Here is a 19,665-nt window from a genome sequence, read left to right on the forward strand (position 1 = left end):
CCTGCCTGCTTGGATCATGATGAGCATCAAGTGAGTAGCGTTTTTTGCCCTGCTTCTGTTTCCATGCGGCCTGTGTACTATGCACCCCCGGCAGACAGTGGCATTATTCTTCTGTCATTTATCCCGTCATTACAAGGATGCCAATTATGCGGGAATCCCGTTTTTTTAATCTGTCCCTGCTGCTGGCCGTTGTACTCGTCCTGTTGAGCCTGCTGTTACCCTGGTGGTCGGCCCAGCGAACTCTGAGCCACTGGCAGCAGCAAATCCATCAACAGCTTCCTTCCCTGCTCAGTCAGGCAACGGATCCTTTACCGTCCTTGCCCGGGCTGACCGTTTTGACACAAGGCCAGCCACCTGCAGATCAAAGCCATGCCTGGTGGTTTGGCAAACTGAGCGAAATACAACAGCTTAACCTGGAGCCCACTCCGGCCTTTTATGTACTGGATACCCAGGCAGCCACCGAACAGTGGCTGTCCGTTTCCTTGCCTTTGGGTATTGCCAGCCTGCTGTTGTGTGGAGGAATGTATTACCGCATCCGCACACAAACCCGGGCCAGACAGAAGTACCTCATCAACCTCCTGAACAATCCGGATAAGAACGGGGTCGCTCAGGGAGACACGCTGGCTCAGGCCATTATCGAGCAGCTTCAGCACCATCGCCAACGCCAGGACAACCTTCAGCGGGAGCTGGATGAAGCATTGCAGCAAAGTCAGCGAGACAACCTCACTACCCTTGGCAACCGCTATGCCTTTCGCCGGGATCTGACCCTGCTGCTGGCCAATGAGAACCGCCTGGCCACCGCCACCCTGATGCTGCTGCGTGCCAGCGCCTTGCAGGACATCAATAACCGCCATGGTTTTCAGGCCGGTGACCAGTATCTGCAGGACATCTCAAGGCTCATCCGCAAAGCCATTCAATCCAGAATGGGGGCTCATGCCTACCGCATTAACGGCAGCGATATTGCCGTGCTTATGCCTGGTCAGTGCGAACCCCATGCCAAGAGCCTGGGTGCCGAGCTGCAGCAGGAGCTTTATCACTATCAGGATGTACACGAGCTGGATTGCGCCGCCTATATCGGTTTTACCCAGTTGCTTCCGGGCCAGTCTCCGGAAAGTATTCTGATACGCGCCGATTCCGCCCTGGCCCAGGCTCAGAGCGGTGAGCCCAACGGCTGGCGCATGGTACTGAAAAACAGCGACGATGAAGATTTGGGCGAAAACCAGTGGCGTCAGCGGTTGCAGAGCATGCTCGACGACGACCGCATACGTCTGGTCGTTCAACCGGCCAGGCTGCTGAAACCTTCCCTGCCCGGTTATAACGAGATCTTTACTCATTTTCCCAATGACAACGGTGGCGTCTATCCCGCCTCTACCGTGTTTGCCATGCTGCAACGACTGGGTATGTCCATGCTGTTCGAGCAGAAAATCATTGAAATGATTTTACGCAAGATTGCCGTCAACGAGCTGCCGGCCCAGCGCTGGGCGATAAACCTGACCCCGGCCAGTCTGCAGCAAAGCTCCTTCCTGATCTGGCTGGAACGGGTGTTATTGCGCAACCCCAACGTCACCGCCAGCCTGGTCTTTGAACTTGACGAGCATGTTCTGGAGCATCAGCTTACCAATGGCAAGCGGCTGTTTGATATGATCCGGCGTACCGGCGCCCGCTCGGCCATCAGCAAGTTCGGCCATGGCTATGGATCCTTCCGTCTGCTCAAGGACATCAAACCCGACTACGTCAAGCTGGATCCGGAGCTGGTGCGTCACCTGCTGGACGACAGTGCCAATCAGCAGTTTGTGCGCATGATCATCGATCTGGCCCAGCGTCTGGGCTGCCATGTGGTGGCGGAAGGCGTGGAAACCGACGAGCAGAAGCGACTGCTGGAAACCATGTATATCGATGGCATACAGGGCTACCTGATCAGCAAACCGGTGCCCCTGGCCGACTTTAAAGGGCTGACGCTGACTTCAGCTTCAACAGGTAGTTGATAAGCTCCCCCAGGTGGCGGTAACGGGCAAGCTCCTCCGGACTGTAACGGGTCGACATGGTGGACGGATTTTTACGGTGTTTAAGGTAACGCATGATCTGCAGGCGGTTAAAACCGCCAACCTTGTACACCAGCTGCAGCAGGTTCTGCACCTGCTCTTCATCAAGCCCGCACAGTCCGGCATAGCCTTCATCAAGAGGGCTGTAAATGTCCACCGCCACTTCGGTCAGCCTGTGCTGCTCCTGCAGGTAATCCAGCCACTGCTCTACATCCATGGGCTTGGCTCCTGCAAGCAGTCCGAAGTGCCCCCGGCCGCTGCGGCACCCTGACAGCAGAGTGACCGCCAGGGCATCGCTGTTGGCGCTGAACTCAACCTCACCCTGCTCGCTCCAGTCCAGTGCCTGAATACGAATTTGTGCCTGACCACCCTCGCCGTCCCTGACTCTGAAAATAAACACGCCGTCTCCGCCGGTTGCCATAAAGCAATAATCTTGGCGTAATAGCCGGTGTGAGTCAAAGCCGGACTTCACAGCCTATCGCCTTGGGTGTAAGGTTCGCCGCTCAAACTTGTTTTTCAGCTGTAGCAGGAGTTGTCATGATGCCCAATAAGGAAGTCACCTATACCATATCCGAGTTGGCCGACGAGTTTGATATCACCCCCCGTACCCTGCGTCACTACGAAGAGCTGGGGCTTATCACTCCCAAGCGCAAGGGCAACAGCCGCATATACAGCCACAAGGACCGTATTCGCCTGACCCTGATCCTGCGGGGCAAGCGGCTCGGTTTCAGCCTGGCGGAAATGCGCGAGCTGTTTGAACTCTATGATGCCGAACACAGCACCCGCCCCCAGCTGCACTCCATGGTGGCCATGATCGCGGAAAAGCGCATCGTGCTGCAGCAACAGCTGGATGATATTGAAAAAGTACTGGCCGAGCTGGACGCCGCCGATATCAAGGCACGGGAAGCACTGGAGAGAATGAAACACCATTAAAAGACAGCTGTAAGCTTTAAGCTATAAGCCATCAGTGGTGTGGTTTGAAGAGTGAGCCGTATTTGCAGATAACACTTCGCGCATGCAGGCAACGCAGAACAACTTACCGCTGACAGCTTATGGCTTACAGCTCAAAAAAGCCCCGCTTTTGCGGGGCGTTTTGATCAGTGGCTGATGCTGGCCAGCTTGTCGAAGTAGTCCGGGAAGGTCTTGGAGGTGCAGCCCGGATCCAGGATCACCACCGGGGTATCGCTGAGCGCCACCAGAGAGAAGCACATGGCGATGCGGTGATCGTTGTAGGTGGCGATCTCCGCCTCCTGCAGCACGGTTGCCGGGGTCACCACCAGGTAGTCTTCCCCCTCTTCCACCTCGACCCCCAGCTTTTTCAGCTCGGTGGCCATGGCGTACAGCCGGTCGGTTTCCTTCACCCGCCAGTTGTAAATATTGCTGATGCGGGTGGTGCCCTCGGCAAACAGGGCCGTGGTGGCAATGGTCATGGCCGCATCGGGAATGTGGTTCATGTCCATGTCCACCGCCTTCAGCGGTCCCACGTGCTCAGCTTCGATAAAGTCGTCACCCCAGGTGATCCTGGCACCCATGGCCTCCAGCACATCGGCAAAGCGAATGTCACCCTGAATGCTGTCCCGGCCAATGCCGGTGACCCGCACCTTGCCCTTGATGGCGCCGGCGGCAAGGAAATAGGAGGCCGACGAGGCGTCCCCTTCCACCAGAAAGGCACCCGGTGACACGTAAGTCTGGTTGCCGGTAATATAAAAGGTCTGGTAATCGTCATGCTCAACCACCACCCCGAACTGCTTCATGATATGCAGGGTAATATCGATATAGGGCTTGGAGACCAGCTCACCCTTGATATGAATACGGGTGTCACCAGAGGCCATGGGCGCCGCCATCAGGAAAGCGGTAAGGAACTGGCTGGAAACGGAGCCATCAATGTGAACGTCGCCGCCCCACAGCCCTTTGCCATTGATAAACACCGGCGGATAGCCATCGGTCTTGAGGTAGCTGATATCGGCACCGGCTTCCCGCAGGGCATCCACCAGGTGACCGATAGGCCGCTCCCACATTCGCGGCTCACCGGTCAGGGTAAACTCGCCGGTACCCAGACACAGGGCTGCACACAGCGGGCGCATGGCGGTGCCGGCATTGCCCAGAAACAGCGACACCGGCTCGTTGACACTGAAGGCCCGTCCCAGACCGTGCACCACGCACTCGGTCTTGTCGTCCGACAGCTCATACTGCACTCCCAGCTGTTTGAGCGCATCCAGCATATGGCGAATGTCGTCGCTGTCGAGCAGGTTGGTCAGGCGAGTGGTGCCCTGGGCCAGAGCAGCCAGCAGCAGTGCCCGGTTGGACACCGACTTGGAGCCGGGCAGGTTGACCGTGCCCTCCACCCGGGCAATGGGAGATAGTTTGAGACTTTCCATAATCTTCCTGGAGATGGGGATAAATCGTTTGAAGCTACCCTGACGTTATCAGGGCAGCGGCATCAGAGCAAGCCACTTGCCCTGATGTCATGAAGAGTGAGCGACAAGGCAAGGGCTCAGCCGAGCACCTTTTTCAGCGCTTCAATACAGCGCCGGTTTTCGGCTTCAAGACCAATGCTGATACGCAGGCAGGTGGGCAGGCCGTAGCCGGCAATGGGTCTTACTATCACCCCTTCCCGCAGCAGCGCCTCGTATACCGGGCCGGCGTTCCGCTCCAGATCCAGGGTAATAAAGTTGCCCTTTGACGGTATGTACTTCAGCCCCTGCTCCTTGAAGAAGGTTTCATACATGGCCATGCCCTGATTGTTCAGCGCCACCGCTTCGGTCAGGTAGGCATCGTCGTTCAGCGCCGCTTCCGCCGCCGCCAGCGCCAGGCTGTTGCAGTTAAAGGGCTCACGCACCCGGTTCAGCACCGCCACCAGCTCGGGGTGGCACACCATGTAACCCACCCGCAGGCCGGCCAGACCGTAAGCCTTGGAGAAGGTACGGGACACAATCAGGTTGGGATATTCGTTCAGCCAGTCGATGGAGGGCAGGCGCTCGTCTTCACCCACGTACTCGGTATAGGCCTCATCCAGCACCACCAGCACGTTGGCCGGCACACGGTCCATAAAGGCCTTGACCTCGCCCTTGGTGAGGAAGGTACCGGTGGGGTTATTGGGGTTGGTGATGCACACCAGCCGGGTAGACGGAGTAATGGCCGCGGCCATGGCGTCGAGATCGTGGCCACAGTCCACCGCCGGCACTTCCACCGCTTGGGCGCCATGGGCCTGAGTGGCCAGGGCGTAAACGATAAAGGTGTACTGGGAATAGACCACTTCCTGCTGCGGGCCCACAAAGGTGTGGAACAGCAGATCGATCAGCTCGTTGGAGCCGTTGCCCAAGATCAGCTGATCGGTGTTCACCTTCAGCTTGCCGGCCAGGGCCGTTTTCAGGCCAAAGCCGTTGGCGTCCGGGTAGCGGGCCAGCTCCGGCAGCGCCTTCTGAATGGCGGCAATGGCCTTGGGGCCCGGGCCCAATGGGTTTTCGTTCGAGGCCAGCTTGACGCTGTGGCTGATGCCGAGCTCACGCTCCAGCTCTTCCACCGGCTTGCCCGGCTGATAAGGATGCAGACCCGGTACCCCCGGGTTGGCCAGGGCCAGAAAATCAATACTCACAATGGCTCCTTAATACTGTTTTGAGTAATGCCTAAAACACGAAGCCAGCCTGAAGCTGGTTGTTGTCAGTTACTCCGCAATGCGAAGCAGCAGCGCGGTTGCGCTCCGCCGACACGCTTCGGGCCCGTCCATGGGACGCTCGGCAAATGCCATCCCTGGCATTTGACGGTCGGCTACGGCAATCCCCGCTGCTGCTTCGTGATACGCCGATATTGCCTGCAAGTTGCTTCTGACAACCCGGTGATTACCGAGGAGGCCAAAGGGCGTCTGCTTCGCCGCGCCCTCTGCGCCATGGCCGAAAATTGCTCCTGCATTTTCGGCATTCCCGCCATCCCTGGCGGTCAGATGCGTAGCGGAGCCTACATGGGGCGAGCTTGCTCGCCATGACGAGATGTTTCAAGCCGACCGAACATTTAGTATGTTCGCAGCGGCTTGAAACATTGAGTGTCATTTCCCACGGCGTACCGGCGAAGCAGTGCGCTTTGGCAGACGACAGTGCACGGCCTGACAGGCAACAGGCTTTGGGGCTTACAAACAACTCATAAGATCATGGCTTCACACTTCAGCTCAGCTGTTACGCTTGGCGAAGTCGTCCATAAAGTCGACCAGGGCCTGTACGCCTTCAATGGGCATGGCGTTGTATACGCTGGCACGCATGCCGCCCACGATGCGGTGACCCTTGAGCGCCAGCAAGCCGGCTTCTTTTGACTCTTTCAGGAAGGCCTCGTTGAGAGACTCGTCCTTCAGCTGGAACGGAATGTTCATCCAGGAGCGGGCGCTGGGGTGAACCCGGTTCTCGTAAAAGTCGCTGGCATCCACATAGCTGTACAGCAGTTCGGCCTTGGCCTGATTCTGCTTGCCGATGGCTGCCACGCCGCCTTTTTCCTTCAGCCACTGGAACACCAGACCGGCCAGGTACCAGGCATAGGTAGGCGGGGTGTTGAGCATGGAGTCGGCCTTGGCCATGGCGGCATAGTCCATGATAGCCGGGGTATTCGGGCAGGCCTGGTCGAGCAGATCGTCACGCACGATCACCACCGCCAGACCGGAGGGGCCGATGTTCTTCTGGGCACCGGCATAGATGATGCCGAATTTGCTCACGTCCACCGGACGGGAAAGAATGGTGGACGACATGTCCGCCACCAGGGGCACATCGCCGGTGTCGGGAATAAAGTCGTACTCAATGCCTTCCACGGTTTCGTTCGGGCAGTAGTGCACATAGGCAGCGGTGGGGTCCAGATCCCAGCTTCTGGCCAGTTTGCGCGGCTCCTCGCCGGCTTCAAAGCCGTCCAGCACCCGCACCGTACCCACCTTCTCCGCCTCGGCCACTGCGGCGCGGGACCACTGACCGGTGACGATGTAATCGGCCTTGGCATTCTTGCCCATCAGGTTCAGCGCCACGGCGGCAAACTGGCCGCGACCGCCGCCCTGCAGGAACAGCACTCTGTAGTTGTCGGGGATGTGCATCAGCTCGCGCAGATCCCGCTCGGCCTGGGCCGCCACCGCCATATAATCGGCGCCACGATGGCTGAGCTCCATCACCGACACGCCCAGTCCGTTAAAATCGCGAAACTCGGCCTGCGCCCGCTGCATGACCTCAACCGGCAGCATGGCCGGACCTGCGCTGAAGTTGTAAACCATTTTCTCCATTTTCCCTGAGTTAACCTGCTAATGTTGAACGCCGCAACGCCGGCGCTTTCTCGTTTTACAGGGCGCTCACGCGCCAAGTCAAAGCAAAAAGAGGCCCGCAGGCCTCTTTTTTTATTACTCGTCGGTGGCCGGTGCAGACGTATCCTTCACGTCCCCGGACTCCTGACCTTCCTCGCCCTCGATGGGCTCGTCGTCTTCCGGCTCTTCGATGCGCTGCAAGCCCACCACCTGCTCGTCTTCTCCGGTACGGATCAAACGCACGCCGGCGGTGTTACGGCTGATCAGGCTCACTTCCGACACCCGGGTACGCACCAGGGTGCCGCCGTTGGTGATCAGCATGATCTCGTTGGTTTCGTCCACCTGAATGGCCCCCACCACGGCGCCGTTGCGATCGCTCACCTTGATGGACACCACGCCCAGGGTCGCCCGGCTCTTGGTCGGGTACTCCTCAAGGGCGGTGCGTTTGCCGTAGCCGTTGGCGGTGGCGGTGAGAATGGCACCCTCGCCTCTGGGCACGATCAGCGACACCACATTGTCGTTGTCGCCCAGGCGAATGCCGCGCACCCCGGTGGCGGTCCGGCCCATGGCGCGCACCTGATCCTCGTGGAAACGCACCACCTTGCCGGCATCGGAGAACAGCATGATCTCGTTGTCGCCGTCGGTAATGTCCACCCCGATCAGCTCGTCGCCTTCCACCAGGTTGATGGCGCGAATACCCGAGGCCAGCGGCCGGCTGAAGGCGGTCAGTTCGGTTTTCTTTACCGTGCCGTGACGGGTAGCGAAGAACACCGCCTTGTCGTCGGCGTATTCCTTCACCGGCAGAATGGCGGTAATACGCTCATGCTCGTCCAGCGGCAACAGGTTGACGATGGGACGGCCACGGGCGGTGCGGCTGGCTTCCGGCAGCTGATACACCTTGAGCCAGTACACCTTGCCGGCGGTAGAGAAGCACAGAATGGTGTCGTGGGTGTTGGCCACCAGCAGCCGCTCAACGAAGTCTTCTTCCTTCATGCGGGTGGCGGACTTGCCCCGGCCGCCGCGGCGCTGGGCCTCGTAGTCGGTGAGCGGCTGGTACTTGACGTAACCCTGGTGGGACAGGGTCACCACCACGTCTTCCTGGGTGATCAGATCTTCCAGATTGATCTCGGCGCTGGAGGTGGTGATCTCGGTGCGGCGCTGATCGCCAAACTGCTCCTTGAGCGCTTCCAGCTCTTCACGGATCACTTCCATCAGCCGGGCGCTGCTGTTGAGAATGTGCAGCAGCTCGGCAATCTGCTCCAGCAGACCCTTGTATTCTTCCAGGATCTTTTCGTGCTCAAGGCCGGTCAGCCGGTGCAGACGCAGCTCCAGAATGGCCTGGGCCTGTTGCTCGGTCAGATAATAGTGGCCGTCGCGAATGCCGTATTCCGGCTCCAGCCACTCCGGACGGGCGGCGTCGTCACCGGCCCGCTCCAGCATGCTGGCCACGTTGCCCAGCTCCCAGCCCTGCGCCAGCAGGCCGGCCTTGGCGTCTGCCGGGGTCGGCGAGCGACGGATCAGCTCAATCACCGGATCGATATTGGCCAGGGCAATGGCCAGGCCTTCCAGTATATGGGCCCGGTCCCGCGCCTTGCGCAGTTCAAACACGGTGCGGCGGGTCACCACTTCCCGGCGATGCTGAATAAAGCACTCCAGCATGTCCTTCAGGTTGAAGGTGCGCGGCTGGTTGTTGTCCAGCGCCACCATGTTGATGCCGAACACGGTCTGCATCTGGGTCTGGGCGTACAGGTTGTTGAGGATCACCTCCCCTACCTCGCCCCGGCGCACCTCGATCACAATGCGCATGCCGTCCTTGTCGGACTCGTCGCGCAGGGCGGAAATGCCCTCGATACGTTTTTCCTTGACCAGCTCGGCGATTTTTTCAATCAGCCGGGCCTTGTTTACCTGATAGGGCAGCTCGGAGACGATAATGGTCTCGCGGCCGGTTTTCTCGTCGGTTTCAATCTCCGCCAGGGCGCGCACGTAAATCTTGCCGCGACCGGTGCGGTAGGCGTCGAGAATGCCCGACTTGCCGTTGATGATGCCGCCGGTGGGAAAGTCCGGGCCGGGGATCAGCTCAATCAGCTGATCGATGCTGATATGCTCGTCGTCGATCAGCGCCAGGCAGCCGTCCACCACCTCGTTAAGGTTGTGGGGCGGAATATTGGTGGCCATGCCCACGGCAATACCGGAAGAGCCGTTCACCAACAGGTTGGGCACCCGGGTGGGCATCACTGCCGGGATCAGTTCGGTGCCATCGTAGTTGGGCACCCAGTCGACGGTTTCCTTGTCGAGGTCTGCCAGCAGCTCGTGGGCAATTTTATCCATACGCACTTCGGTATAACGCATGGCGGCGGCGGAGTCGCCGTCTACCGAGCCGAAGTTGCCCTGGCCGTCGACCAGGGTGTAGCGCATGGAAAAGTCCTGTGCCATGCGCACTATGGTGTCGTATACCGCGCTGTCGCCGTGGGGGTGATATTTACCTATTACGTCGCCCACCACACGGGCCGACTTTTTATAGGGTTTGTTCCAGTCGTTGCCGAGCTCGTTCATGGCGAACAGCACGCGGCGATGCACCGGCTTCAGGCCGTCTCTAACATCGGGCAGCGCGCGCCCCACGATCACGCTCATGGCGTAATCGAGGTAGGAGCGTTTCAGCTCTTCCTCAATGTTGATCGGCATGATTTCTCGGGCCAAATCGGTCATAGCAAGCCTTGTCCCCAGGTTATTGATTATATGGCTTTAAAAAGCGGGTCATTCTAGCACAGTTCCGGTCCGACGGGAGCAGTGAAGCTGGCAGGGTATTATGGCTTGGTTATAATGGTTGTCCCATTCTTCCAGGCACAAGACAGTTTCATGAACGTAGATCAACAGGAAATCGACAAATTCGAGGCCATGGCTTCACGCTGGTGGGATCTGGATGGCGACTTCAAGCCCCTGCACAATATCAACCCGCTGCGCCTTGGCTGGATTGCCGACAAGGCCGACGGCCTGTTTGGCAAACAGATCATCGACATCGGCTGCGGTGGCGGCATTCTCAGCGAAAGCCTGGCCCGGGAAGGGGCTGAAGTGACCGGCGTCGACATGGGCCAGGAACCCCTGGCGGTGGCCCGGCTGCACGCGCTGGAAAGCGGTGTCAGCGTTAACTACCGCCAGGCCACCGCCGAGCAGATGGCTGCAGAGCAACCCGGTCAGTTTGACGTGGTCACCTGCATGGAAATGCTGGAGCACGTGCCCGAGCCTGCTTCCGTGGTGGCGGCCTGTGCACAACTGGCCAAACCCGGTGCCACCCTGGTGTTTTCTACCATCAACCGCAATCCCAAGGCCTGGTTGCTGATGATCGGCGCCGCCGAACACCTGCTGAAAATGGTGCCCAAAGGCACCCACGATCACCGCAAGTTTATTCGTCCCGCCGAACTGTGCCGCTTTATCGAGGCTGCCGGTCTGGTGGTGAAAGACATTCAGGGCGTGGTCTACCGGCCACTGCACGGTGACTTCAAACTCAGCCCCGATGCCGATGTCAACTACATGGTTCACGCCATCAAACCGGAGTAAACAGCATGTTCAAGGCGGTATTGTTCGATCTCGACGGCACCCTGCTCGACACCGCAGGTGACATGGGCGCGGCGGCCAATCATGTGATCACCGGCCTGGGCCTCAAGGCCCTGTCCGACGAAGTGCTGGCCTGCACCACTTCCGACGGCTCCTATGCCCTGCTGAAAGCCGGCATTCCCCCTGAGGTGATTGAACAGCACGGCCTGGAAGCATTACGGGAACGCATGCTCGGCTTTTACCGCCAGAACCTGTGCCACCATACTCAGCCCTACGCGGGTGTACCCGAGCTGGTGGGCTGGCTTCACCAGCACAGCATTCCCTGGGGCGTGGTCACCAACAAACCCCAGGCGCTGACCGAGCCGCTGCTGGCCGGCTTGCCGCTGTTTGAACGCTGTGGCATTACCGTCAGTGCCGACACTCTGCCCTGGAAAAAACCGCACCCGGCCCCCCTGCTGCATGCGGCGGAGCGGCTGGGCGTGGCCGCCGGTCATTGCGTTTATGTGGGCGATCACCGCCGCGATATCGAAGCGGGGCTGGCCGCCGGCATGCATACCCTGGCGGCGGGCTGGGGCTACATCTCTGCCGGTGAGGATCCTCAGCACTGGCAGGCCGGCGGTGTCATGGACTCCGTTGAGGCATTAAACCACTGGTTACAAGGAGCATTTGACACCCCCTGCTGAAAGATCCTGCGGATCCGCAAGCAGACTGTTTTTGCAAGCCAAATATTTTAAAAAAGTTTTTCTGCCGGCCATAAAAAAACCAGTATTTTGCCAATGCCAGAGCGCCAACGGCACAGCAGTTAGTGAGCACAAACATAGGCCGGCTTCACACAGATTATCCACAAGCACAGTCACTTTTACACGGGTTGAGAAACGTGACCCAACCCACTATATTGTGCCCATTCCAATCAAGACAACTAGATGTTGTGTTTCTGCTACAAGGCAACCACACTATATGGTGTTGTTGTCCGTATTGCTTTGTGTGGTGGCACAACACGACGGGGAGAAGGTCCGCCTTATGAACAAACATTTGCTGGTTACCAAACGTTCCGGAGCCAAGGAACCCATTGATCTGGACAAGATCCACCGGGTGATCACCTGGGCCGCCGAGGGCCTGGACAATGTTTCTGTTTCCCAGGTGGAGCTGCGCTCCCACATTCAGTTCTATGACGGCATTCGTACCGAAGATATTCATGAGACCATCATCAAGGCCGCCGCCGATCTGATCTCCGAGCAAACCCCGGATTACCAGTATCTGGCCGCCCGCCTGGCCATGTTCCATCTGCGCAAAAAGGCCTATGGCGAATTTGAGCCGCCCCATTTCCATGATCACGTGGTGCGCCTGACCGAAATGGGCAAGTACGACCAGCATATTCTGGCCGACTATAGCCGCGAAGAATTCGAAACCATGAACGCGCGGCTGTGCCACGAGCGCGACATGGACTTTTCCTACGCCGCCATCAAGCAGCTTGAAGGCAAATACCTGGTGCAGAACCGGGTGACCGGCGACATTTACGAAAGCCCCCAGTTCCTCTATATGCTGGTGGCCGCCTGTCTGTTCTCCAAGTATCCGAAGGAAACCCGGCTGGACTATGTCACCCGTTTCTATGACGCCGTATCCACCTTCAAGATTTCCCTGCCCACGCCCATCATGTCCGGCGTGCGCACCCCCACCCGCCAGTTCAGCTCCTGCGTGCTGATCGAATGCGGCGACAGCCTGGACTCCATCAACGCCACTTCCGGTGCCATTGTGCGTTACGTGTCCCAGCGTGCCGGTATCGGCATCAACGCCGGCCGCATTCGCGCCCTGGGCAGCCCCATTCGTGGCGGTGAAGCCTTTCATACCGGCTGCATTCCCTTCTACAAGCACTTTCAGACCGCGGTCAAATGCTGCTCCCAGGGCGGTGTGCGCGGCGGTGCCGCCACCCTGTTCTACCCCATGTGGCACCTGGAAGTGGAGTCGCTGCTGGTACTGAAAAACAACCGGGGCGTGGAAGAAAACCGCGTGCGCCACATGGACTACGGCGTGCAGATCAACCGCCTGATGTACCAGCGCCTGATCAAGGGCGGCGACATCACCCTGTTCAGCCCGTCCGACGTGCCCGGTCTGTATGACGCCTTCTTTGAAGATCAGGCCAAATTTGAACAGCTCTACGTTCAGTACGAGGCCGACGACAGCATTCGCAAACGCACCGTCAAGGCGGTGGAGCTGTTTTCGCTGATGATGCAGGAGCGCGCCGGCACCGGCCGCATCTATGTGCAGAACGTGGATCACTGCAACACCCACAGCCCGTTCGATCCGAGCGTGGCACCGGTGCGCCAGAGCAACCTGTGTCTGGAAATCGCCCTGCCCACCAAGCCGCTGACCGACATCAACGATGAGAACGGCGAAATTGCCCTCTGTACCCTGTCCGCCTTTAACCTGGGTGCCATCGACAAGCTGGAAGATCTGGAAGGCCTGGCGGATCTGGCGGTACGCGCCCTCGACGCCCTGCTCGACTATCAGGACTACCCGCTGCTGGCGGCGCAGAAAGGCTCCATGAACCGCCGTACCCTGGGTATTGGCGTCATCAACTACGCCTACTATCTGGCCAAAAACGGCGTCAAGTATTCCGACGGCAGCGCCATCGGTCTGACCCACCAGACCTTTGAAGCCATTCAGTACTACCTGCTGAAGGCCTCTGTACAGCTGGCGAAGGAATTCGGCCCCTGCCCGGCCTTTAACGAGACCACCTACGCCCAGGGTATTCTGCCCATCGACACCTACAAGAAGGATCTCGATGCCATCTGCCAGGAGCCGCTGCACCTGGACTGGGAAGCCCTGCGGGAAGAAATCAAGACCACCGGTCTGCGCAACAGCACCCTGACCGCGCTGATGCCGTCCGAGACCTCCAGCCAGATCTCCAACGCTACCAACGGCATCGAGCCGCCCCGTGGTCTGGTGTCGGTCAAGGCGTCAAAAGACGGCATTCTCAAGCAGGTGGTGCCGGAGTACGAGCGCCTCAAGAGCCAGTACGAGCTGCTGTGGCAGATGCCGTCCAACGACGGTTACCTGCAGCTGGTGGGCGTGATGCAGAAGTTCGTGGATCAGGCCATCTCCGCCAACACCAACTACGATCCCGCCCGCTTTGACGGCGGCCGGGTGCCGATGAAGCAACTGCTGAAAGACCTGCTCACCGCCTACAAGTTCGGTCTCAAGACCCTGTATTACCACAACACCCGTGACGGTGCGGCAGACGCCCAGAACGACCTGCAGGAAGATGACGGCTGCGCCGGCGGCGCCTGCAAGATTTAAGGCGCCTTACTGAAATAACTCGCGGCGGGCCCACGCCCGCCGCCGTGCGCAGCGTCGCTGACACCACCCGGAGTGGTTAAGCGGCACTGCGCTCTTGTCTTTGCGGAATGAGAAAAATGTCTTACACCACTTTCAGTCAAGTTCAGAACGATCACATGAAAGAGCCCATGTTCCTCGGCAATCCGGTGAACGTGGCCCGTTATGATCAGCAGAAATATGAAATTTTTGAAAAGCTGATTGAAAAGCAGCTGTCCTTTTTCTGGCGTCCGGAAGAAGTGGACGTGTCCCAGGACCGCATCGATTACCAGGCGCTGCCGGATCACGAAAAGCACATTTTCATCAGCAATCTCAAATACCAGACCCTGCTCGACTCCATTCAGGGCCGCAGCCCCAACGTGGCGCTGCTGCCGCTGGTGTCCATTCCCGAGCTGGAAACCTGGATTGAAACCTGGGCGTTTTCCGAGACCATTCACTCCCGCTCCTACACCCACATTATTCGCAATATCGTCAATGATCCGGCCAAGGTGTTTGACGATATCGTGGCCAACGAGCACATTCAGAAGCGCGCCAGGGATATTGCCCACTACTATGACGAGCTGATTGAATACACCAACTTCTATCACCTCTACGGCGAAGGCGAGCACGAGATCAAGGGCCGCAAGGTGCTGATCAACCTGTATGAGCTGAAGAAAAAGCTGTATCTGTGCCTGATGTGCGTCAACGCCCTGGAAGCCATTCGCTTCTACGTAAGCTTTGCCTGCTCCTTTGCCTTTGCCGAGCGCGAGCTGATGGAAGGCAACGCCAAGATCATCAAGCTGATCGCCCGGGACGAAGCCCTGCACCTGACCGGCACCCAGCACATGCTCAATATTCTGCGCGCCGGCGACGACGACCCCGACATGGCGCAGATCGCCAAAGACTGTGAACAGCAGTGCTTTGAACTATTCCGCGCCGCCGCCATTCAGGAAAAGGAATGGGCCGAATACCTGTTCAAGGACGGCTCCATGATCGGCCTGAACAAGGACATTCTGTGCCAGTACGTGGAGTACATCACCAACCTGCGCATGCAGGCGGTGGGCCTGGAGCCGGCCTTTGCGGGCGCCAAGCAGAACCCCATACCCTGGATCAACGCCTGGCTGTCCTCCGACAACGTGCAGGTAGCGCCGCAGGAAGTGGAAGTGAGCTCCTATCTTGTGGGTCAGATTGACTCCAATGTAAGCCACGACGATCTGGGTGACTTCGAGCTGTGAGTAAAGTACACACGCGGGATCTGAGCTTTGAGCTGCGGGCGGGGGAAACCCTGCTCGACGGCCTTGAGCGCACCGGTCACGCGGTGGAATACCAGTGCCGCAGTGGTTACTGCGGCGCCTGCCGCACCCCCCTGGTGGACGGCAGAGTACGCTACCCGGAAACCCCGCTGGCCTTTGTGGCCAGCGGCGAAGTGCTGCCCTGCTGCTGCCGTCCCGACGGCGAGGTGCGGCTCGACGTGCCCCTGCTTATTCTGAAGCAACAGGCCTGAGCCTCAGCGCTTCTTGCCGGCCTCACCGGCATTGGGATCAAACGGCTGCCAGCTCAGCCGGCCATTTTGTTCAAACGACTTTTCCTGCGTACACACAAACCACTGCTGCCCCATCTGGATCACCGCTCCCCGGGAATAGCGCTTGTCGGCGTAATAACACACCGGCTCGATGCCGGTGGCAATGTTCAGCTCCACCGGGGCGGTGGCCATGGTCTCGGCCCCGGCCAGCAGCGGCAGCCCTCCCAGCAGTCCCCACAGCAGCCTTGTCATGATGTTGCCCTCCACATTGATTCAACTGGTTTTATGGTAGCACCGCCAGCGCCGGAGCTTGCTTTTCCGGTTGCCCTTGGCTAACTTGGTTGTAACTGTTTTTTTCTTCATTTTTAGTCACTTGCAACGCCATGGAGCGACATGGCGGCGCTTTGAGCCGGTTTGTTTTGTTGGTATTGCTTTCGGGCAGCTGATAAGGGAGACGTCGCCTTGAAGTAGTCGTTTTGCCGTGATCATGCAGTATCTCTGTCGTCATCACGACATTTTGCGCCCCCAAAAGGGAAAACGGCACCCTTTTGCGGGCGAGAAATCCACGGAGTAACATCATGAGCAAAGAAAAAGTGAAAAAGAAAGCCCAGAAAACCCTGAAGGAAAAACGCCAGGAGAAACGGGACAAACGCAGCAACGCCGAATAATCCCGCCAGCAATTACCACAAGGGCGCCGTCACGGCGCCCTTTTTGGTGTGTTCAGTCCAGATACCACTCCCAGCGCAGCTGCCGAATGCGCCCCTCCCGCCAGGAGATGGTTACCGCCTCCGTGGTTTCCGCCGAACTGTAACGCCAGTGATCGGCATGCCGCTCCGTGGGCCGGCCCAGCTGCCGCTCCAGCCCCTCACCGGTGCTGCCCGGCTGCAAAAATGCCGGCAAGCGGGGATGGGGACGCTCCAGATGCAGATAAAGTGGCATGCCTTCGGGCCTGGCCGCTTCACGGGAAAGGTAGCTTTGCGCTTCCAGGCCCGGACAGTGCAGCGTTTCTATTTCGTCAATCAACCCGGGAACATGGGAATTTTCCACCTGACGATAGCTGTAGTCGGGCTCGGCACAGGGCGCCTTCATCACCGCCTCGGCAATGCGCTCCAGGCGATGCAGGGCTTGCTCCTGCTGACTGGCGCAACCGGCCAGAGGCAAACATAACAACAGCCACCCGACTCTTCTGCTCACCATGCCGCTCTCCCTTGCTCTGTTATCTTCCCTGCACTGAATATAAATGGCTTTTCAGCGGTCTGTGTGCCCGCCATTTTGAATGAAAACAAGACGATGCCCGATCACAGAGCAATAACGTACCAGGGTGCCGGCTGGAAAGCCGTCTGCGGGCTGGCTTTAAAAAAATACATTACGGTAATTGCCCTTGAAAATTACCGCATATAAAGTAGGGGATTGAATTCGCCAACCAGCTAAACCTGATAACGTGACCGACATTCCGTCTCCCCCTGTTTTTATTGAACGCCTGATGCACACCGGCCTGCTAACCTGCGCTTCCGATACCCCGCTCAGGGAAGCGGTCGAACGCATGGCCCTGCGCCGTTTCAGCGCCATCGTGGTGGTGGAAAACGATGTGGCCGTCGGGATCTGGACCGAACGGGACAGCCTGCGGCTGGATCTGACCCGCGCCGACTGCCTGGACGTGCCCATTGGCCAGGTCATGAGCCGGCCGGTACGCAGCCTGCCTGTCCATGCTACCGTCAGCGAGGCCGAACAATGGTTTACCCGCCACCGCTGCCGTCACCTGCTGGTGGTGGATGGCCACGGCAGACCCGTTGGCATGGTATCGCAGACCGACATGGCGCAGAAGCAGGGGCTGGAGCCCTATCTCAGCCTGCACCCGGTGAGCAAGGCCATGGATATAGCCCCCCTTGAGCTGCCAGGGCACATGTCGCTGGCCCAGGCCGCCACCGAGCTGCTGCATCATAACCGGGACGCCGCCGTGGTCAGCTGTTCACCGGACCGGCTCGGCATTATCACCGAGCAGGATATCCTGAGCTCCATCACCCGCTGCCCGGGGGCCACCCCCATCGGCGGGCTGGCCAGCCAGCCACTGCTGTCGGTCGGTCCTGAAGACAGCCTGCTGCACGCCCGCAGCCGGCTGCTCGACCACCGTAGCCGCTATCTGACGGTCGTAGCAAACGGCCAATTGGCAGGACTTATTGGCTTTCGGGAGATCATCAACAGCGTAGAGCACCGCTATCTGGAGGAGCTGCAACAGGCGCTGAAACAGCGGGATCAGGCACTGCTGAGCTCCCGGCTCAACCTGCAACTGGCCGAGCGGGTGATCGAGGCCTCCCTGGAAGGCATTATCATCACGGATCCCGACAACCGCATCGTCTTCGTCAATCCGGCGTTCAGTCATACCACCGGTTACAGCATCGAGGAGGTGCTCGGGCGCACCCCGGCCATACTGTCTTCCGGCCGCCACGATGCCGCCTTTTACCACGATATGTGGCAAACCCTGAACGACAAGGGATACTGGCGCGGCGAGATCTGGAACCGGCGCAAAAGCGGCCAGCTTTACCTTGAACTGCTGACCATTACCGCCATTCGCGACGACGATGGCCAAATCACCCATTTTGCCGCCCTGTTTACCGACATTACCCATATTCGCGAAAACGAAGACCGCATTCGCAAGCTGGCCTATTATGATGCCCTCACCGGTCTGCCCAACCGGCGCCTGCTGGAAGACCGGCTGGAGCTGGCGGTACGCCACACCCATCGCAACAAGCAGCATCTGGCGCTGATCTTTCTCGATCTGGATCACTTCAAGCAGGTTAACGATACGCTTGGACACGCCGCCGGCGACGAACTGCTGCTGGACGTTTCCCGCCGCATACGCGGCCGGCTGCGGGAAGATGACACCCTGGCGCGGCTGGGCGGCGACGAATTTATCGTGCTGCTGCCCGAACTGAGCGACGCGGAAGAAACCAGCCGTATTGCCCGGCGTCTGATCGATGCCATTGCCGAGCCGTTTAAAATCGGTCCCCACGAATTCCGTATCGGCTGCAGCCTGGGGATAAGCCTGTATCCGGATGATGCCGACTCCGCCGAGCAGCTGCTGCATCATGCCGATGCCGCCATGTACCAGGCCAAGCAGGAAGGCCGTAATGACTATCGCCTGTACAGCCGCGACATGAACCATCAGCAGCACCAGACCCTGGCAATGGAAACCGCCCTGCGCAACGCGCTGGAAACCGGCGACGGGCTGAGCGTGCACTACCAGCCCCAGGTCGACCGCGCCAGTCGCGCCCTGGCCGGCGCCGAAGCCCTGGCCCGCTGGTACCATCCCGATTTTGGCCAGGTATCACCGGGCGAGTTTATTCCCCTGGCAGAGCGCGCCGGGCTCATGGTGCCACTGGGCCTGACCCTGCTGCGTCAGGTGGCCGATCAGCAGCGGCGCTGGCTGGACATGGGACTGGAACCGGTGCCGGTGTCGGTCAACCTGTCGGCCCAGCAGTTCTGGCAGCACAACCTGCTGGTGCAGTTTCGCCTGTTGCTGGCCGAGCACCGGCTGCCCGCCGGACTGATCGGCATAGAGCTCACCGAAAGCGTGCTGCTCGACAAGCAGCAGCAGGCCATTCCCCTGCTGAATGAGCTGCGGAAGCTGGGCTGCACCATCGCCATTGACGATTTTGGCACCGGCTATTCTTCCCTCAGCTATCTGCAGGATCTGCCGGTGGACATGCTGAAAATTGATCGCAGTTTTATTCAGCGCCTGGGCGAGTCCCGCAGCAGCGGCGCCATTCTCGCCGCCGTCACCGGTCTGGCGCGGGAGCTGGAGTTACAGGTGGTGGCGGAAGGCGTGGAAACCGAAGCCCAGATGACCGCCCTTGGCCGCTACCCGGTGGCTCTGGTGCAGGGCTTTCTTACCGGCCGGCCACTGCCGGCACAGGACTTTGCCGGCCAGTGGCTTGGCAAAGCGCGCTGCGGCTTGGCAACGTGAGCCATGAAAG

15 protein-coding genes are annotated in these 19,665 nt (G+C 59.3%); 8 read left to right on the plus strand and 7 right to left on the minus strand.

What is annotated here, in order from left to right; genetic code table 11:
* Positions 1–146 precede the first annotated feature (146 nt).
* The gene (locus DA373_RS07665) at positions 147–1,985 is read left to right on the plus strand and encodes an EAL domain-containing protein (RefSeq protein WP_107851721.1); all 1,839 of its coding nucleotides are present in this window, start codon (positions 147–149) and stop codon (positions 1,983–1,985) included.
* Here DA373_RS07665 and DA373_RS07670 read toward each other — a convergent pair.
* The gene (locus DA373_RS07670; protein WP_107851778.1) at positions 1,945–2,442 is read right to left on the minus strand and encodes a hypothetical protein; all 498 of its coding nucleotides are present in this window, start codon (positions 2,440–2,442) and stop codon (positions 1,945–1,947) included. The genes DA373_RS07665 and DA373_RS07670 overlap by 41 nt on opposite strands.
* A gap of 137 nt (positions 2,443–2,579) precedes the next feature.
* On the opposite strand from DA373_RS07670, the gene DA373_RS07675 reads away from it, so the two are divergent.
* Positions 2,580–2,975, plus strand: coding sequence for a MerR family transcriptional regulator (locus DA373_RS07675; protein ID WP_107851722.1), 396 nt, complete (start codon positions 2,580–2,582; stop codon positions 2,973–2,975).
* Between the two features lie 164 nt (positions 2,976–3,139).
* On the opposite strand, the gene aroA is transcribed toward DA373_RS07675, so the two are convergent.
* The 4 genes from aroA to gyrA all read right to left on the minus strand — a co-directional run bounded on the left by aroA (position 3,140) and on the right by gyrA (position 10,011).
* Positions 3,140–4,420 (minus strand): 3-phosphoshikimate 1-carboxyvinyltransferase, encoded by a 1,281-nt coding sequence (gene aroA / locus DA373_RS07680; protein WP_107851723.1) that lies wholly within the window; start codon positions 4,418–4,420, stop codon positions 3,140–3,142.
* A gap of 116 nt (positions 4,421–4,536) precedes the next feature.
* On the minus strand, positions 4,537–5,637 hold the full coding sequence (gene hisC / locus DA373_RS07685) for a histidinol-phosphate transaminase (RefSeq protein ID WP_198650268.1): 1,101 nt from the start codon (positions 5,635–5,637) through the stop codon (positions 4,537–4,539).
* A gap of 567 nt (positions 5,638–6,204) precedes the next feature.
* Positions 6,205–7,287, minus strand: a complete 1,083-nt coding sequence (gene serC / locus DA373_RS07690) for a 3-phosphoserine/phosphohydroxythreonine transaminase (protein WP_107851724.1) — start codon at positions 7,285–7,287, stop codon at positions 6,205–6,207.
* Between the two features lie 114 nt (positions 7,288–7,401).
* Positions 7,402–10,011: a DNA topoisomerase (ATP-hydrolyzing) subunit A gene (gyrA, locus tag DA373_RS07695; RefSeq protein ID WP_107851725.1), complete on the minus strand. Its 2,610-nt coding sequence runs from the start codon at positions 10,009–10,011 to the stop codon at positions 7,402–7,404.
* Positions 10,012–10,161: 150 nt separating this feature from the next.
* Here gyrA and ubiG point away from each other — a divergent pair, with 150 nt between their 5' ends.
* The 5 genes from ubiG to yfaE all read left to right on the plus strand — a co-directional run bounded on the left by ubiG (position 10,162) and on the right by yfaE (position 15,673).
* On the plus strand, positions 10,162–10,860 hold the full coding sequence (gene ubiG / locus DA373_RS07700; protein WP_107851726.1) for a bifunctional 2-polyprenyl-6-hydroxyphenol methylase/3-demethylubiquinol 3-O-methyltransferase UbiG: 699 nt from the start codon (positions 10,162–10,164) through the stop codon (positions 10,858–10,860).
* 5 nt (positions 10,861–10,865) lie between these two features.
* Entirely contained in the window at positions 10,866–11,540 is a 675-nt protein-coding gene (locus DA373_RS07705; protein ID WP_107851727.1) for an HAD family hydrolase, read from the plus strand.
* 337 nt (positions 11,541–11,877) lie between these two features.
* Complete coding sequence (nrdA, locus tag DA373_RS07710) at positions 11,878–14,154, plus strand: class 1a ribonucleoside-diphosphate reductase subunit alpha (RefSeq protein WP_107851728.1); 2,277 nt, start codon at positions 11,878–11,880, stop codon at positions 14,152–14,154.
* Between the two features lie 116 nt (positions 14,155–14,270).
* Positions 14,271–15,404 (plus strand): class Ia ribonucleoside-diphosphate reductase subunit beta, encoded by a 1,134-nt coding sequence (nrdB, locus tag DA373_RS07715; RefSeq protein ID WP_107851729.1) that lies wholly within the window; start codon positions 14,271–14,273, stop codon positions 15,402–15,404.
* Positions 15,401–15,673: a class I ribonucleotide reductase maintenance protein YfaE gene (gene yfaE, locus DA373_RS07720; protein WP_107851730.1), complete on the plus strand. Its 273-nt coding sequence runs from the start codon at positions 15,401–15,403 to the stop codon at positions 15,671–15,673. The genes nrdB and yfaE overlap by 4 nt, the downstream gene beginning before the upstream one ends.
* Positions 15,674–15,676: 3 nt before the next feature.
* On the opposite strand, the gene DA373_RS07725 is transcribed toward yfaE, so the two are convergent.
* Both DA373_RS07725 and DA373_RS07730 read right to left on the minus strand, forming a co-directional pair.
* Positions 15,677–15,943: a DUF1496 domain-containing protein gene (locus DA373_RS07725; RefSeq protein ID WP_107851780.1), complete on the minus strand. Its 267-nt coding sequence runs from the start codon at positions 15,941–15,943 to the stop codon at positions 15,677–15,679.
* Between the two features lie 468 nt (positions 15,944–16,411).
* Positions 16,412–16,888: a hypothetical protein gene (locus tag DA373_RS07730; protein WP_107851731.1), complete on the minus strand. Its 477-nt coding sequence runs from the start codon at positions 16,886–16,888 to the stop codon at positions 16,412–16,414.
* 244 nt (positions 16,889–17,132) lie between these two features.
* On the opposite strand from DA373_RS07730, the gene DA373_RS07735 reads away from it, so the two are divergent.
* A complete protein-coding gene (locus DA373_RS07735; protein ID WP_232821223.1) occupies positions 17,133–19,655 on the plus strand; it encodes an EAL domain-containing protein in 2,523 nt (840 codons plus the stop codon).
* Positions 19,656–19,665: the final 10 nt, after the last annotated feature.

It is taken from the genome of Oceanimonas marisflavi, from assembly GCF_003049725.1.
GTDB classification, from domain to species: Bacteria; Pseudomonadota; Gammaproteobacteria; order Enterobacterales; family Aeromonadaceae; genus Oceanimonas; species Oceanimonas marisflavi.

What these genes read in the sequence shown, in the direction of transcription:
- DA373_RS07665 (WP_107851721.1), top strand. Translation starts at nt 147, where the DNA reads ATGCGGGAATCCCGTTTTTTTAATCTGTCCCTGCTGCTGGCCGTTGTA.
- DA373_RS07675 (WP_107851722.1), top strand. Translation starts at nt 2,580, where the DNA reads ATGATGCCCAATAAGGAAGTCACCTATACCATATCCGAGTTGGCCGAC.
- aroA (WP_107851723.1), bottom strand. Translation starts at nt 4,420, where the DNA reads ATGGAAAGTCTCAAACTATCTCCCATTGCCCGGGTGGAGGGCACGGTC.
- serC (WP_107851724.1), bottom strand. Translation starts at nt 7,287, where the DNA reads ATGGAGAAAATGGTTTACAACTTCAGCGCAGGTCCGGCCATGCTGCCG.
- gyrA (WP_107851725.1), bottom strand. Translation starts at nt 10,011, where the DNA reads ATGACCGATTTGGCCCGAGAAATCATGCCGATCAACATTGAGGAAGAG.
- ubiG (WP_107851726.1), top strand. Translation starts at nt 10,162, where the DNA reads ATGAACGTAGATCAACAGGAAATCGACAAATTCGAGGCCATGGCTTCA.
- DA373_RS07705 (WP_107851727.1), top strand. Translation starts at nt 10,866, where the DNA reads ATGTTCAAGGCGGTATTGTTCGATCTCGACGGCACCCTGCTCGACACC.
- nrdA (WP_107851728.1), top strand. Translation starts at nt 11,878, where the DNA reads ATGAACAAACATTTGCTGGTTACCAAACGTTCCGGAGCCAAGGAACCC.
- nrdB (WP_107851729.1), top strand. Translation starts at nt 14,271, where the DNA reads ATGTCTTACACCACTTTCAGTCAAGTTCAGAACGATCACATGAAAGAG.
- DA373_RS07725 (WP_107851780.1), bottom strand. Translation starts at nt 15,943, where the DNA reads ATGACAAGGCTGCTGTGGGGACTGCTGGGAGGGCTGCCGCTGCTGGCC.
- DA373_RS07730 (WP_107851731.1), bottom strand. Translation starts at nt 16,888, where the DNA reads ATGGTGAGCAGAAGAGTCGGGTGGCTGTTGTTATGTTTGCCTCTGGCC.